Below are 12,671 nucleotides of genomic sequence, written 5' to 3'. Positions count from 1 at the left end.
GTTGATCGCCGGGCTCAATCTCTTCCCGGAACCCGCGGGGGTACCGAGGGCTTTCGTGCTGGGCAAGAGCAAGTGAACAGTGATATCCGCCGGTCAACAAACCGTACTGTGCACACACCTGTGGATAACTTGGGGATATTCAGCAAAAATCCGGTGGCAAGCCGGGGATAACTCAGGCCGCCATATATCGGCGATGACGCTGACCTGGACCAATGTGGGCGTCCACGCGGTCGAAACCTGGGAGTGGATTTAAAGCACACCCTTTCGGCGTGTTCCAATTTTTCGGCGTGTTGCCGCGTCGCCCGCCGCGAGGGCGACGATCCACCTTGCATACCGATTGGTTTTAAATTCGCGACACCTAGTTCGGGTGCTGTGCGCAACAAACATGAACACGTTGTTCGATCGAATGAACCGAGGGGCTGCGATCCCGAGGCGCTGACACGTACGTGTCAACACAACTGAAGAGAGATGCCATGAGTCAGCTGTTCCGTGACGGTCGCGCGCAGGTCGTGCTGTGCGGGCCGGGACCGCAAGGGCCGGTGTGGAATCTGACCGATGGTGAAGAAGGTGTGCTGCTGCTCGAGGGGTGGAGCAACATCTACGACCCACCCACCCGGCATATCTTCAACCAGGGCGCACGCCAAGACGGCGCTACCTGGCTCGGCGCGGTGGTCGAGCCCCGTAAGTTCGAACTTCCGGTGCACGTGTCACAGACCAGGATGCGGGACTGGCGCAGCGTCAACGATGCTTTCTTCGAATCCGTTGTGTTCGAGGAGCTTTCACGTGTCTACGTACTGACAGAGTTCTCCGGGTACTGGTGGCTGGACTTCCGCAAGGACGACACCGAGGAAGCCATCTACACCAAAGACCCGGGACTGCGCGGGTTCCAGAGCTATCGCATTCCGGTGGTCGCGGAAAATCCTTGGTGGCGCGGCATGGAAGAGGAAGTCGCCTGGCGTAACGGGCAACCGGCACCGAAGGTTTGGAACCGCGGGAACCGCCCTGCCTGGTATCAGATGATCGTGAAAGGCCCTGGCGTGCTCCAGATTCCAGACGGCGACGGCCGCATCCTCACGCTGCCGAAACTCAAACCCGGACAAGTGCTCCGGGTCGATACCGACCCGGACAAGCGAACGATCGTTGCGGTGAATCCGGAAGAGAATCTGTTCCGGGCCATGGGCGCGAACAGGTTTCGTGCGCCGATTCCGAAACGCACGCTGTTCGACCTGGCCGGAATCCGGTTCATCGACGGCAATGCAGATAGCTCAGTTGTGATCCGAGTCGAACCGAAGAACAGGGGGCCATGGTGAGTACTGCGACCATTGATCGTCCCGATATCAATGAACATCTGGGCATTGTGTTCGACCCTGGCCGGCTCCGGCCGGGCCCGCTCGACATCGACGCGGCCGCAGAGCTTTTCGAACTGCTGACTCCGAATCCGCCGATCGGCGACCGTGCCGAATTCGAGATCATCATCTACGACAAGTTCCTGAACCCGCTCGGTGAACTCAACAACTACAGCACCGCGAAATGCGAATTCGTTTGGAACGAAGTCGGAACCGGTGAACTCGACATTCCGGGCGATCATCCGTTCGCAAAACTATGTATGACCGCCGACCGCACCGTTGTGCCGATCAGCATTACCTACAACGGGAAACGTTGGTCTGGTCGTGTCGACATGGCGACCCGCAAGGGCATCAAGGGCCGCAAGCGGATCATGCTGCAACTGGTCGATGACTACGCGTGGTTTCACGCGATCATTGCGTGGCCGCAGCCTCTGAGCATTCCCGAGGTCCAGTTCCCGCCCCAGGACATCATGGTCGCGCCGCTGCGCACGCTGATCTACTGGTATGCCGCACGCAACGCCTGGCGGCTCGGACTGCCGTTTACGTTCCTGCCGTACAACATCTTTGCCGACACCACGCCGTGGAAAATTGGCATGGTCCGCATGGTTCCGCTCGATGAACTGTTCGCGCCGTGGCTGGCCGAAGAGGACTGCAAACTCGATATCTCTCTGTGGGTGCCCGGTGACCCGCAGCCACACCCAGATCTGTTCTTGACCCGCCCGCAATACATCGTGCAGGTCATCGACCGCCCCAAGACCGGCGGCATCATCAACACCGGGACGTTCCTGGACGGTTTGGCCGACATGCTCGGCGAGATGTTCGCCGGGTTCATCGACGCCGTAGGCGGGTTCCTAATCCCCGGCCTGGCCGAAGCTCTCGACGGGATACTCCGCCGTAAAGAAGTCCCGTGGGTGATCTGGTCGGAGTCCTCCTCAGGAGTGGTCGATGCGGAATTGACCGTGAAACACCCCATGTATTACAGCGTGGTGGTCGGCGGTAAATCTCCGACCTGGGTCAATAAATTGGTCGACCTTATTGCCGAGGTGGCGGTTAACGCGATCTTTGCGATTCTGTCACTGATGGTGATACCGGGTCTTGGGACACTATTGGCGTCGATATTCCATGACGTGTTCCTGGCGTTTCAGAAGGTCGCGGACTGGGCAGCCCGTGAATCGCTTGGCCCGCTGGCGTTCCCTGAGGGCTTCGTCAGCGCCGGTACCGCCTATAGCTTCGCATCGAGCCAAGCAGCCAGTAAGGGCTTGTGGGAAGGGCGCGGGCAGCGCTGCGCGAAAGTCGAAGTGCTCGACGGCTATCCGTTCCTAGCGTTTGTCGACTATGAGGTCGGCGTGATCGCCGGATGGGAGGACGAAGGCGAAATCTATTTCGACCGAATCCAGTCCATCGCGATCGAGGACACCCGCTCGGATCGGGTGAAGGTCTCCACCTTCATCGGTGATGACAAGGCCGACGAAGAACCCGGAGCCAAGGGAATGCGGTTGATCAAATCGGTAAACGAGGCTGTGAACTTCCTTGCCGTGAACTAACGGCCCCGCGCATTCACAGATAGAAAGCAGGACGAATATGGCATGGACCGGTGACCCGGTATGGCTGGCGGACGTTCTACGTGATGAAGGCGTGCGGGTGGTCGAATTCCCCGGCTGGCGTGATCGCGGGCATGGCGACTTCGGCAACATCTGGGGGATAGTAGCCCATCACACTGGGGCGTCGCGAACTCCTCCGACCGAAATCGCTTACGGCATACCGTCTTTGGATGGCCCGCTGTCACAACTGCATTTGGCCCAGGACGGCACGGTAACTGTTGTCGCGGCCGGTGTCGCCTGGCATGCGGGCGCGGGCTCGTGGCCCGGCTTGCCGGAGGACAACGCCAACTTCCACACGATCGGAATCGAAGCCGCCAACAACGGCACTGAGGGATGGTCCTCGGTGCAGTACGACGCCTACGTGCGCTGCTGCGCTGCGATTCTGCGCCGACTCGGCTACGGCGCTGATCGGGTGATCGGGCACAAGGAATGGGCCGGTCCCAAGCAAGGCAAGTGGGATCCGGGCGCGATGGATATGGACCGGTTCCGCGCAGATGTCGCGGGCCGACTGAAAGGTGGTGAACTGATGGCACTTTCGGATCAGGAACAGCGCGAGCTGCTTGACAAGCTGCGGCAGGTGCACTTCGAACTGACCTACGGGTTTCAGTCACGGGTGGCAGATTCCGAATACCGCGACACGATCGCTGGCTACGTACTGAATTCCGACGCGGCGGACTACCGCAACGAACAGCGCCTTAAGGCGCTGGAAATCAAACTCGATCGAATCCTTGCCGCCGAGGCCGGGAAGTAAACCAGTACAAGGAGATTCACCATGGCCGATTTCACCACACCTACCCAAGTCACCCACCCGTGGCAGGCCACCGCCCGCACGGTCTTCGCCGTGCTGATCGCGCTCGCCTCGCTGATTCCCGTTATCGCAGTCGCGGGCGGTCTCGATGCCGTGCCCGCCGTCGCGCAGCTGATCGCGGTGTGCGGCGCGGTGACTCGCGTCCTGGCGCTGCCCGGCGTCGATGATTTCCTGTCGCGGTTCCTGCCGTTCCTCGCGGCCAGCCGCTAAGAACTGGGCGGGGCATCACGGGGCCGTAGTTCCCGTGATGCCCCTCGTATCCAAGCTGGCGCGCACCTGGGCAGGGGCGCGCCTCTGTGTATTCGAGGCCCGTGCCCAAGCGGATGGGTATCGACATCAGCATCGAGTCAAGGACATTCATGTACAACCTGGAGCGCACCGCCCGAGTCATCTTCCAGTTCAAAGACATCTGGAATGTGCGCGACTCCCATCGAGCGATCCTGGAATACCTCGATGACGCGGTCGCGGTGAACATTCCCGCCTACAAGGGCGACAAGGGCGAGCGCGGCGAGCCTGGCCCGTCGCCGCTCTACCGGGGCACCGTCGCTACCGAAGCCGACCTGGTGCCCATCGCGGAGAAGCTGACCGCGGCCGAGATCGGGCATTGGTGGGCGGTGGCCGGCTCGGCAGCCGGGTGGATCTGGAACGGCAAAAGCTTGCTCAAGCGGGACAACTGGGTTGGCATCGAAGGTCCGGTCGGGCCGATGCCAACCCTTGTCGGTGGGACCTTCACCAGTGGCGAGCAGCCCGGCGGTTCCATCGAGCAGGTAAGCCCAGGTGCGTATCGGCTCAATGTCGTATCCCAGCGCGGACCCAAGGGCGACAAGGGCGAACGGGGAGCGACCGGCCCTGCCGCCGCGATCGGCGCCGCCTCCGACTTCACCCCAGCGGCCAACGTCCAGCCCGGCGACGCGATCATCCGCACCGCGGACGGCCGCTACACCACCGGCCCGAACCTGGGCTTGCCGATGTACACCATTCAGCCCGCGCAGTTCGCCGCCGCCAACGTCACCACCGGTTCCACCACCACCCGCGTACAGCTGGCCCAAATCACCATCCCGGCACAGACATTCGCTTGGCGACCCAGCCTGTCCGGACGCGTCCGGGTCCGCGGTGGCGCATCCACCCGAGTGGATATCGAAGTCCGCCACGGCAACCCCGACACCGGCCTCCAGGTCGGCTACGGGATGGGTTCGTTGCTGACCTCCGGGCTCAACGGCGTCGCGCACCCGGTGAGCATCTGCACCGAGTTCGCCGGGTCCGAACCGATCGACCCGACCAAGAACATCGCACGTGTCCCCGCGGGCACCGAAGCCACGTACTACGTGCACGCGGTCAAGGCCGAAGGGTTCTGGGATGCGTGGGTCACCTATGCCGAGCACGCCACCCTCGAACTGACCTGCATCCCCACCGCGTAACCGAAAGGGTGGTCCGGCCATGAGCGTGATCACCGACAATCTGCCCGCGATCCTGGCCGGACTAAGCGCGGTGATAGCCGGACTCTACGCGCGGCGCTCGCAACGCGAATCGAACCGTTCGGCGGACTGGCAGGCGTTCGTGAAATCGCAAGCCGAGCTGTTGATCAAGCCGCTACGCGAAGAACTCGACAAGGCCAAGGCCGATATCGCCGAGCTGAAAACCAAACTCGCCCGCCGTGAGGACGACCTAGCCCGCACCCAGTTCCAGCTACGCGAAGCCGTGGCCTACATCCGGGTTCTGCTCGCTGTGCTGGCAGACCGCAAAGGCGCGCGTATCCCGCGCGTGCCCGAGAGCATCGAAAAGCAGGTGGAAGATGGAATTTAGCCCCTACGTTCTCGAAGCCGCAGGCCAAGTCCGATCCAGCCTGTTCGGTGGGCTCGAAGGCACCTGGACATCAACCGGTGGCACCACCGAGGCGACGTTCCCGCGCTACGCGGTGTCTCTGGCACCGTTTCAGCGCGGCACGTTCGAAGTGTGTCTGATCCGGGCGCGACGTAACGAGTCGTTCGACTCAGTGACGTCCATCTTCGGAAAGATGGACGTGACAATGCTTTTCGCGATGGCCGCCTACACCGTGGATCTGTCCGTGCCGGGCGGGCGGCTCAAACTGGCCGGGAAGACACAGAATCTCGTCGACCGCGTCTCGCGCAACCCGACCGAGTTCCGCGCGCACATCGGCAATCAGCTCCAGGTCGAAACCGGCAAGTACTACGCGCTCGCGTCGCTACTGGTGAACTACGCGGCCACCGGCGACTACCCGATCCTGGGCACTGCCGCCATCTCCGGGCTGCTGCCCGCGTCGGTCGACTCCGATTTCCCGATCATGTATGGCTGGACCTGGGCGGACAACATCCGGGACTTCCCCGACACCGTCGACATGTCCTCACTCGGGCGGTCCACTCGCGCTCCCTGGCTGGCGTTTTCGAACATGCCGAAAGGCTGACCCATGACTCAACCCGTGCAATACGTCAAGGTGCTCGGCAACCTCGGCGGGTTCATCATCGACGGCCTCGACGCCGACGACCGCCCCGACGAGATCGGACTACGCGGCACCATCCGGTTCTCTCTGCTGCTCAACGACCGCGACGCCGTGCTGATGCCACATCACCCCGGCGGGTCGACCTTGCGCGTGGTCGACACCTTCGAAGTCGACATCGACGCGGACGGCGACCTGTCGCACCGGGGCCGCAAGTACGTGCTGCTGCCCGCGCTGGACGAATGGACCAACCCGCCGCGTGGTGTGTACCGCGTCGACTTCATCAACATGTCGATCGGCGGGCAGCGAATCAATCTGCGGCCCATCGAGATTCCGGCGACACCGGGAACGGTCGATCTGGCGCGCGCCTTCCCGGTGCCCGGCACCCCGGCGCCCGGGATCACGCGAGGGGAGAAGGGCGACAGCGTGACCGCAGTCCGCCGTGACGGCGCCGCACTGATCTTCACCCTCGACACCACCCCGCCGCGTGACCTCGTGCCCGTTCCACTGCCAGAGGTCTCCGCACTGGCCAGTTGGCGCGACCAGGCGCAATCGGCAGCGAGCACGGCGACCAGCTCGGCGACGGCAGCGGCCGGCTCGGCCGAGCAGGCCCGCGCCTGGGCACAGGCCGCCGAGAACGCGACGCTGCCCGACGACAGCGTGAACGCCGCCAAACTCGCTGCACCCGTGCGTGCTTCCCTGACTCGCGCTGACACCGCCACCCAACCCGGCCACAACCACACCGTTGCCGAGGTGGCCCAGCTGCAGGGCGCGCTGGATGCCAAGGAGAACGCCGGAGCCGCCGCCACGGCGGCCGCCGCGTTGCGCGGTAGCGCTCCCGCCACACTCGACACCTTGGGCAAGCTATCGGCCGCGCTGGGCAACAACCCCAGCTATGCCAGTGACACCGCCGCCGCGCTCGCGGGCAAGTACAGCAAGCCTACTGCGGGCATCCCAGCCGCGGACCTGGCAGACGGCTCGATCGCCACCGCCAAACTCGCGCCTGGGGCGGTCGACTCGTCCAAGATCGCGGACGGCTCGATCACCGATACCGACATCAGCACGGCTGCGGGCATCGCGGTGTCCAAGCTCGGTATCGGGCGCGTGGTCGGTGCTTCTGCGGCGGGCGCGAGGACAGTCACGTTGTGGTTCGGTACCGAAGCCGAATTCGGCGCGATTGCAACCAAAGACCCGAACACTCTGTACCACAGGACGTGAATCATGGCCGGTAGTTCGTTGGGCGGCAACGCGATTCGGCGGATGTCGATCGGAGCTACGCCGATCAAGCGTGTATCGCTGGGCTCGGTACTGGTGTGGAGTAACGCCGCCGACCCGGCCGGGATCAACAAGAACGCCCAGCAGCAGGCACTCGATGTCAACGGCGGATGGATCGCGATCACCGGATACGTTGCACGGTCAGGCTTTCCGCTGACCAGCGTCGCTACAGGTGGTTTCGTCGCCAGCTCCGACGGGACGCTGAGCGTGACGGCCCAGATCACTTGGGGTTCCGGTGGCAATCTCGGAACACACCGGACCGGCGTCGGAGTCAACGGGGCAAACCTGGTGCTGACGGGCGATGTGACCGACCAAGCCGTGTCGACGGTGTCAGGCACTATCGAAGTCCGCGCCGGGGATGTCGTCGGTCTGGTAGGGATGTTCACGAACGGGTCGTTCGGCGCGAACACTGTCCAGGCCGGGGCCGGTACGTACCTGGCCGCTACGCCGATCTGAGAACGCGAAAGAGCCCCCGGACGGATCGCACGTCAATGTCCGAGGGCTCTAAGCTTTGTCGACGTTTGGGTAATCGAACGACTCTTCGATTCTGCCCTATCGCGTGAACTCGGTGAACTGCTGGCCGTCGAACCACCGTTGCACCCCGGCCTGGTCGGGATACCAGCCAGGCGGCGGACCCTGCCGAACGGGCATCGGTGGTACCGCCGGAACCGGTACGGCGCGTTTGGAACTGGCCGCGCGCACCAGGACGACGACGAGCAGAACAACCAGTGCGATCGGTACGACAACGAACAGCATCACGATTGCCGTCGCGCCCGCGTTGCCGTTGACGAGGTACCCGACGACCAGTAGCGGGCCGAGCGTGCAGGCTATCCAGGTGAGCGTGCGCGTCCAGGTCTGGCGCGGAGTTTCAAAGCGGTTCAAGCGAATTCCCCTCCAAGCGTGTCGAGCCGCAATCAACTCGAAGCATAAGAGGGGATCGACGCAAAGCGAAGCGTCCGGTGGTCACACCCGATTCGGGGAGACCACCGGACGCCTAGGAGATTCGGTTAGCCGACGATGATGATCTGAGGCGGCAACAGCATCGCTTCGGGGGCCCCCTCGATCAGCAGGCGCGCCTGCTCGGCGGTAAGTCCCGCCGCGATTGTCATCTGATCGTTCAGCGACCCGGCGACCAGGTAGGCCAACTGCTGGCCGTGGAAGTACAGGCCGACAGACCAGGTGCACTTATGATCGCCCCAGCCCTCCATTTCGCCATTGGACGCGCCGACGCGCAGACCGCACGCGAGCAACCCGAAGATCGCATAGCTGCCGCCTCCTCCGTTGGAAAGGACCTCGGCACCGTCGACGGTGTAGGTGGAGATCAAGAGAATCTCGTCGTTGTAGATGTTTGTGAAACGGTCGATAAGCATCGAATGCGCCCCTTGGGTCTTGAGTCCTTGCGTGACCGCTGGACTCCTGTTGAATCGAAAGACAATTGCGGGGCACCCGATCGGGTGCCCCGCATTCGTGTTATTGGTCGGTGTCGATAGTGTTCAGGTGCTCATGAACAAACGACTCGCGGAGGTTCTTTACCAGCTTCGGCGGAAGCGTCATCCACAGAATTGGTGTGACCCGTTCAAACAGCTCGTTAACTTCGTGCGCCATCTCGTCCTCGGACAGAATTTCGTCCTGATGTGCGTAGCGCGCGATTGAAATGCACAGCTCAACGATGTTGTCGTAAACATCCATGGCCGGAGTGATAGACATATTGCCTCTTTCGGGTCTTGAGCCTATGCGTGTCCGCTGGGCTCCTCGGTTATTGAATCTAAATGGCTGACACGTACGTGTCAAACCCTGCGGGGCACCTTTCATCAGGTGCCCCGCGTTCTGCATTTCTAGCTTTGACCAGCCTCGATGTCGTAACCGTGCGCCTGGAGGAATTCCGCCAGAGCGAGCTTGACGATGTGCGCAGGCATCACCTGTTCCAGCACGGAAACCAATTCCAGGAACTTCTCTCTGACCGCATCGCGGACTTCGCTTGCCGAAAGTCCCTGATTCTTCGGGTCGTCCGCAACCAGGGCCATCGCGCGGATGTAGACACGATCAATGAACGTATTTCCTGCGGTGTTCGACATAGGAATTTGCCTTTCGTGAGGACTTGAGTCTGTGCGTGTCCGCTGGACTCCTTACGAGAACGAATCTAAGTGGTTGACGCCTACGTGTCAACTCCAGATATACCCAGGTCAACGCCTTGACACGTACGTGTCAGCCCGGTAATTTCGTTCCTGTCAGGAGCCCAGCGGACACGCACAGGCTCAAGCCTTCGAATATCGGAGCAACAATGGCTGAATATGAAGCATGGCACGTCACCTACAAGCGTCTGTGTGAATACGCCTATGAGGATTGGGATAACGAATTCACCGCAGACGAGGCCCGCATTGTCGGCCAAGCATGGGGGAACTCGGAAACGCCCGAGTTCGAGGCATGGGCCGATCGCGGAGAGGTGGCGATCACCGCATCCGTCCTAGCTCAAGCCGAGGAAATCCTCGATGGCCTGCGCATGTGTGCTGAGAACCACTGGCCTCACGAAGGCGAACCATGGTCCCAGGTAGCGGGCATGGATCGCGTCGTAATGTTCCTGCGCTCTCAGCTCTGACCCTATGCCCCGGCCGGACCACACCGGCCGGGGCGCACCGCCCATCCATCGGAGCCCAGCGGACACGCACAGGCTCAAGACTCCACCGGAGCAGCCCCTCATGAAGATCAGCCCTCTCGTCGTCGCCGTCGAAAAGACCTGGAAGCGCATCCAAGAACGCCACCCCGACGTGCCCGACGTGATCGTGACCATCGGCCCCGGCTCCATCAACGGCAAGTTCCAGACCCTCGGACACTTCGCGGCGAACCGCTGGATTGCCAAGGCGGACGGCACCACCGTGCACGAACTCTTCGTCGGTGGCGAGGGATTACAGCGCGGAGCTCACGAACTCCTGACGACGCTGCTGCACGAAGCCGCGCACGGCCTCGCGGCGGCTCGTGGCATCAAAGACACCAGCCGCCAGGGCCGCTATCACAATACGAAGTTCAAAGAGCTTGCCGAAGAACTCCGGCTCGAGGTCAGTCACACCAAGGAAATCGGATGGTCCGGTAGCAAGCTGGACGAGGTCCAGCAATGGGACTGGCGTAACGAGATCGCCGCCCTGGAACGGGCCATGACCACCCATCGCCGCCACGAGGGGAGTCCCGGCGACACCGAGAACGGGACGGAAGGCGAAGACGGGGAAGGCGACAGCGAGGACAACGGGGGGCGCAAGTCCAACAACAACGGTGTCTCGATGTCGTGCGCGTGCGGGCGCAAGCTCCGCGTATCGAACAAGGAACGCGACCGCGGCCCGATCATCTGCGGGCTGTGCATGGAGCCCTACGAAGCTCCCGAGGCCGACGAAGACTGACCAACTCGACCAACGCCTCCGGGCCTGCCACTTGGCCGGCCCGGAGGCTTCCGGTCTTTTACGCCTGCGGTGTGTGCCAGCGCAGTTCGACGCCGGGACGCTCCGCGACTACACGGGCGGTCCATGCCTCATGCCATGCGGCCGGGTAGATGCTGTCCGGTTCGGCCAAGTGGTAGTCGTGGTTCGTGCGGTAGGTGTAGAGGACCTGCTCCGCGCCGTCGAGATCGAGCGCGGCTATCGTCTCCTCGATCAAGTCCAGGGTCTTTTCGGAGATCGCTGCCAGTTCGGCGACGCGGTGTTCTGGTATCGCCTGCTTATCGCGTTCCCATTGATCGACGGTGCTACCTGAAACGCCGATGAACTCTGACCACCATTGGCGGTCGTTGAGTCCGAGCAGCTTACGGGTAGCCCGGTACCACGCTGCACCCCTTGGTGCCGTGTGCTCCATCGTTCGCGTTCTCCCTCCGACCAGACCGGCACCCACCGTAGCCCGACCTGCCCGGAAACAGCTCAGGCCCGCCACTGTCGCGCATTCGGACGGGCGGGCCTGAATTGCGGAGAGGCCTACTTAGGATCGAACTCGCCGACACGCGCGCCCGCGACGAACGCAGACCACTCGCCCCGAGTGAAGACCAAAGCAGGCCCGCCTGGGTTCTTCGAGTCACGGACACCGACCTGACCGCCGTCGAGGAAAGCGACCTCCACGCATTCCGAGCCCCCCTGGCTGCGGCTGCTCTTGAACCACTTTGCACCAGCAAGGTTCACGTTCACTCTTGATACTCCTTCGCAATCTTCCTCAATAGTGCTCTGCTGTCCACAGCGCCCAGCGATGCACCGTGTAGAGCCGCCGATACTGAACGGTAGCGGTCGACATCGTGTGGCTTCTCCAGGTAGATGTTCGCGGTGACCACGCTTTCGACGTAGACCACGGGGGGTTCGACCGGTCGCCCCTTGGCGTCGAACCCGAAATCCAGGATGACGAACGGTCCCGGTAGCAGGCCCATCGGCATTCCCGCCGAAAACGGTAGTATCCGCACGCTGACGTTGGGCCACGTGCTGGCGTCGGCCAAGTGACGGAGTTGGGCGGCCATGATGCGAGGGCTGCCGACCGCGCGGCGAAGCGCGGATTCGTGCAGCACTACATCGAGGGTAACCGGCTCGGTCTTCCGCTTGACGATCGTCTGTCGCGTCATTCGCAGTTCGACGCGTCGGTCGATGTCGGTGTCGCCCTCTTCTGCGAAGTAGTTGCGGATCATCGTTCGGGCGTACTCGTCGGTCTGGAGCAAACCAGGGACCAACTCCTGATACGAGATGAGCTGGCGTGCTGCGGCTTCCAACCCAACGTAGTTGTCGAAGTTGTCCGGCAGCAGATCGTTGTACTCGGCATGCCAGCTCTTGACCGCCGCCTGCTGGGCAAGGTGCTTCATCGCCGCAATCTCGTCATCGGGACGTTCGTAGACCTCGCACAAGTGCTGCACGGTCCGCACTCGTACCTTGCCGACGCCTCCTTTCTCCAAGCTATGCAACGTCGTCGTGCCAATCTCCACGAGCCTGGCCGCCTGGGACAGGGTCATGCCTGCTTGCTCGCGGTATTCGCGTAATTGCCGCCCCAGCTGTCGGCGGGGCAGGGTGCTGTCTTCGTCGGCCATCGTGTTGATGAGCTCCTTGGTGGACGGAACGGTGGACAGCGGGGAGCGACCACGAGTCTGACACGGTTTCCGGAACGAGCCGACACCGTTTGCGGAACAGGCCGAACCAGATTCCGGAATCAGTCTCACATGATCAACGGAAATCATC

18 protein-coding genes are annotated in these 12,671 nt (G+C 62.6%); 11 read left to right on the top strand and 7 right to left on the bottom strand.

Annotated features, from left to right (window positions below; genetic code table 11):
* Window positions 1-569 precede the first annotated feature (569 nt).
* The 9 genes from OG203_RS25735 (at window position 570) to OG203_RS25695 (ending at window position 7,941) form a co-directional block, all read left to right on the top strand.
* Window positions 570-1,310, top strand: a complete 741-nt coding sequence (locus OG203_RS25735; RefSeq protein WP_405159834.1) for a hypothetical protein — start codon at window positions 570-572, stop codon at window positions 1,308-1,310.
* Window positions 1,307-2,890 carry a hypothetical protein gene (locus OG203_RS25730; protein ID WP_405159833.1) on the top strand — a complete coding sequence of 528 codons (1,584 nt, stop codon included), beginning with the start codon at window positions 1,307-1,309 and terminating at the stop codon, window positions 2,888-2,890. Before OG203_RS25735 ends, OG203_RS25730 begins: the two co-directional genes overlap by 4 nt.
* Window positions 2,891-2,927: 37 nt before the next feature.
* Window positions 2,928-3,698 (top strand): N-acetylmuramoyl-L-alanine amidase, encoded by a 771-nt coding sequence (locus tag OG203_RS25725; RefSeq protein ID WP_405159832.1) that lies wholly within the window; start codon window positions 2,928-2,930, stop codon window positions 3,696-3,698.
* A gap of 21 nt (window positions 3,699-3,719) precedes the next feature.
* Window positions 3,720-3,965: a hypothetical protein gene (locus tag OG203_RS25720; RefSeq protein ID WP_405159831.1), complete on the top strand. Its 246-nt coding sequence runs from the start codon at window positions 3,720-3,722 to the stop codon at window positions 3,963-3,965.
* Between the two features lie 101 nt (window positions 3,966-4,066).
* Window positions 4,067-5,173, top strand: coding sequence for a hypothetical protein (locus OG203_RS25715; protein ID WP_405159830.1), 1,107 nt, complete (start codon window positions 4,067-4,069; stop codon window positions 5,171-5,173).
* A 19-nt stretch (window positions 5,174-5,192) separates the two neighbouring features.
* On the top strand, window positions 5,193-5,558 hold the full coding sequence (locus tag OG203_RS25710; protein ID WP_405159829.1) for a hypothetical protein: 366 nt from the start codon (window positions 5,193-5,195) through the stop codon (window positions 5,556-5,558).
* Complete coding sequence (locus tag OG203_RS25705; protein WP_405159828.1) at window positions 5,548-6,177, top strand: hypothetical protein; 630 nt, start codon at window positions 5,548-5,550, stop codon at window positions 6,175-6,177. Before OG203_RS25710 ends, OG203_RS25705 begins: the two co-directional genes overlap by 11 nt.
* Before the next feature lie 3 nt (window positions 6,178-6,180).
* Complete coding sequence (locus OG203_RS25700; RefSeq protein WP_405159827.1) at window positions 6,181-7,428, top strand: hypothetical protein; 1,248 nt, start codon at window positions 6,181-6,183, stop codon at window positions 7,426-7,428.
* Window positions 7,429-7,431: 3 nt separating this feature from the next.
* A complete protein-coding gene (locus OG203_RS25695) occupies window positions 7,432-7,941 on the top strand; it encodes a hypothetical protein (RefSeq protein ID WP_405159826.1) in 510 nt (169 codons plus the stop codon).
* A 96-nt stretch (window positions 7,942-8,037) separates the two neighbouring features.
* Here the strand turns inward: OG203_RS25695 and OG203_RS25690 are convergent, their stop codons facing one another.
* The 4 genes from OG203_RS25690 to OG203_RS25675 all read right to left on the bottom strand — a co-directional run bounded on the left by OG203_RS25690 (window position 8,038) and on the right by OG203_RS25675 (window position 9,560).
* The gene (locus OG203_RS25690; protein WP_405159825.1) at window positions 8,038-8,367 is read right to left on the bottom strand and encodes a DUF2510 domain-containing protein; all 330 of its coding nucleotides are present in this window, start codon (window positions 8,365-8,367) and stop codon (window positions 8,038-8,040) included.
* A 125-nt stretch (window positions 8,368-8,492) separates the two neighbouring features.
* On the bottom strand, window positions 8,493-8,855 hold the full coding sequence (locus OG203_RS25685; RefSeq protein ID WP_405159824.1) for a hypothetical protein: 363 nt from the start codon (window positions 8,853-8,855) through the stop codon (window positions 8,493-8,495).
* Between the two features lie 100 nt (window positions 8,856-8,955).
* Window positions 8,956-9,192, bottom strand: a complete 237-nt coding sequence (locus OG203_RS25680) for a hypothetical protein (RefSeq protein WP_405159823.1) — start codon at window positions 9,190-9,192, stop codon at window positions 8,956-8,958.
* A 128-nt stretch (window positions 9,193-9,320) separates the two neighbouring features.
* The gene (locus tag OG203_RS25675; protein ID WP_405159822.1) at window positions 9,321-9,560 is read right to left on the bottom strand and encodes a hypothetical protein; all 240 of its coding nucleotides are present in this window, start codon (window positions 9,558-9,560) and stop codon (window positions 9,321-9,323) included.
* A 206-nt stretch (window positions 9,561-9,766) separates the two neighbouring features.
* Between OG203_RS25675 and OG203_RS25670 the strand changes: the two genes are divergently transcribed.
* On the top strand, window positions 9,767-10,081 hold the full coding sequence (locus OG203_RS25670; RefSeq protein ID WP_405159821.1) for a hypothetical protein: 315 nt from the start codon (window positions 9,767-9,769) through the stop codon (window positions 10,079-10,081).
* Between the two features lie 100 nt (window positions 10,082-10,181).
* Complete coding sequence (locus OG203_RS25665) at window positions 10,182-10,874, top strand: hypothetical protein (RefSeq protein WP_405159820.1); 693 nt, start codon at window positions 10,182-10,184, stop codon at window positions 10,872-10,874.
* A gap of 58 nt (window positions 10,875-10,932) precedes the next feature.
* Here OG203_RS25665 and OG203_RS25660 read toward each other — a convergent pair whose 3' ends face one another.
* The 3 genes from OG203_RS25660 to OG203_RS25650 form a co-directional block, all read right to left on the bottom strand.
* Complete coding sequence (locus tag OG203_RS25660) at window positions 10,933-11,322, bottom strand: hypothetical protein (RefSeq protein WP_405159819.1); 390 nt, start codon at window positions 11,320-11,322, stop codon at window positions 10,933-10,935.
* A 116-nt stretch (window positions 11,323-11,438) separates the two neighbouring features.
* The gene (locus tag OG203_RS25655) at window positions 11,439-11,645 is read right to left on the bottom strand and encodes a DUF397 domain-containing protein (protein ID WP_405159818.1); all 207 of its coding nucleotides are present in this window, start codon (window positions 11,643-11,645) and stop codon (window positions 11,439-11,441) included.
* A complete protein-coding gene (locus tag OG203_RS25650) occupies window positions 11,642-12,523 on the bottom strand; it encodes a helix-turn-helix domain-containing protein (RefSeq protein ID WP_405159817.1) in 882 nt (293 codons plus the stop codon). The genes OG203_RS25655 and OG203_RS25650 overlap by 4 nt, the downstream gene beginning before the upstream one ends.
* Window positions 12,524-12,671: the final 148 nt, after the last annotated feature.

Source organism: Nocardia sp. NBC_01499, from assembly GCF_045040275.1.
Taxonomy (GTDB): Bacteria; Actinomycetota; Actinomycetes; order Mycobacteriales; family Mycobacteriaceae; genus Nocardia.
Note: the sequence above shows the minus strand (reverse complement) of the source record. Positions and strands in the feature narration are given on the sequence as shown.

Bases quoted from the DNA above. Each gene is read 5' to 3' on its own strand.
- OG203_RS25650 (WP_405159817.1), bottom strand. From the start codon at position 12,523: ATGGCCGACGAAGACAGCACCCTGCCCCGCCGACAGCTGGGGCGGCAA.
- OG203_RS25670 (WP_405159821.1), top strand. From the start codon at position 9,767: ATGGCTGAATATGAAGCATGGCACGTCACCTACAAGCGTCTGTGTGAA.
- OG203_RS25705 (WP_405159828.1), top strand. From the start codon at position 5,548: ATGGAATTTAGCCCCTACGTTCTCGAAGCCGCAGGCCAAGTCCGATCC.
- OG203_RS25680 (WP_405159823.1), bottom strand. From the start codon at position 9,192: ATGTCTATCACTCCGGCCATGGATGTTTACGACAACATCGTTGAGCTG.
- OG203_RS25710 (WP_405159829.1), top strand. From the start codon at position 5,193: ATGAGCGTGATCACCGACAATCTGCCCGCGATCCTGGCCGGACTAAGC.
- OG203_RS25675 (WP_405159822.1), bottom strand. From the start codon at position 9,560: ATGTCGAACACCGCAGGAAATACGTTCATTGATCGTGTCTACATCCGC.
- OG203_RS25685 (WP_405159824.1), bottom strand. From the start codon at position 8,855: ATGCTTATCGACCGTTTCACAAACATCTACAACGACGAGATTCTCTTG.
- OG203_RS25720 (WP_405159831.1), top strand. From the start codon at position 3,720: ATGGCCGATTTCACCACACCTACCCAAGTCACCCACCCGTGGCAGGCC.
- OG203_RS25700 (WP_405159827.1), top strand. From the start codon at position 6,181: ATGACTCAACCCGTGCAATACGTCAAGGTGCTCGGCAACCTCGGCGGG.
- OG203_RS25660 (WP_405159819.1), bottom strand. From the start codon at position 11,322: ATGGAGCACACGGCACCAAGGGGTGCAGCGTGGTACCGGGCTACCCGT.
- OG203_RS25725 (WP_405159832.1), top strand. From the start codon at position 2,928: ATGGCATGGACCGGTGACCCGGTATGGCTGGCGGACGTTCTACGTGAT.
- OG203_RS25695 (WP_405159826.1), top strand. From the start codon at position 7,432: ATGGCCGGTAGTTCGTTGGGCGGCAACGCGATTCGGCGGATGTCGATC.
- OG203_RS25665 (WP_405159820.1), top strand. From the start codon at position 10,182: ATGAAGATCAGCCCTCTCGTCGTCGCCGTCGAAAAGACCTGGAAGCGC.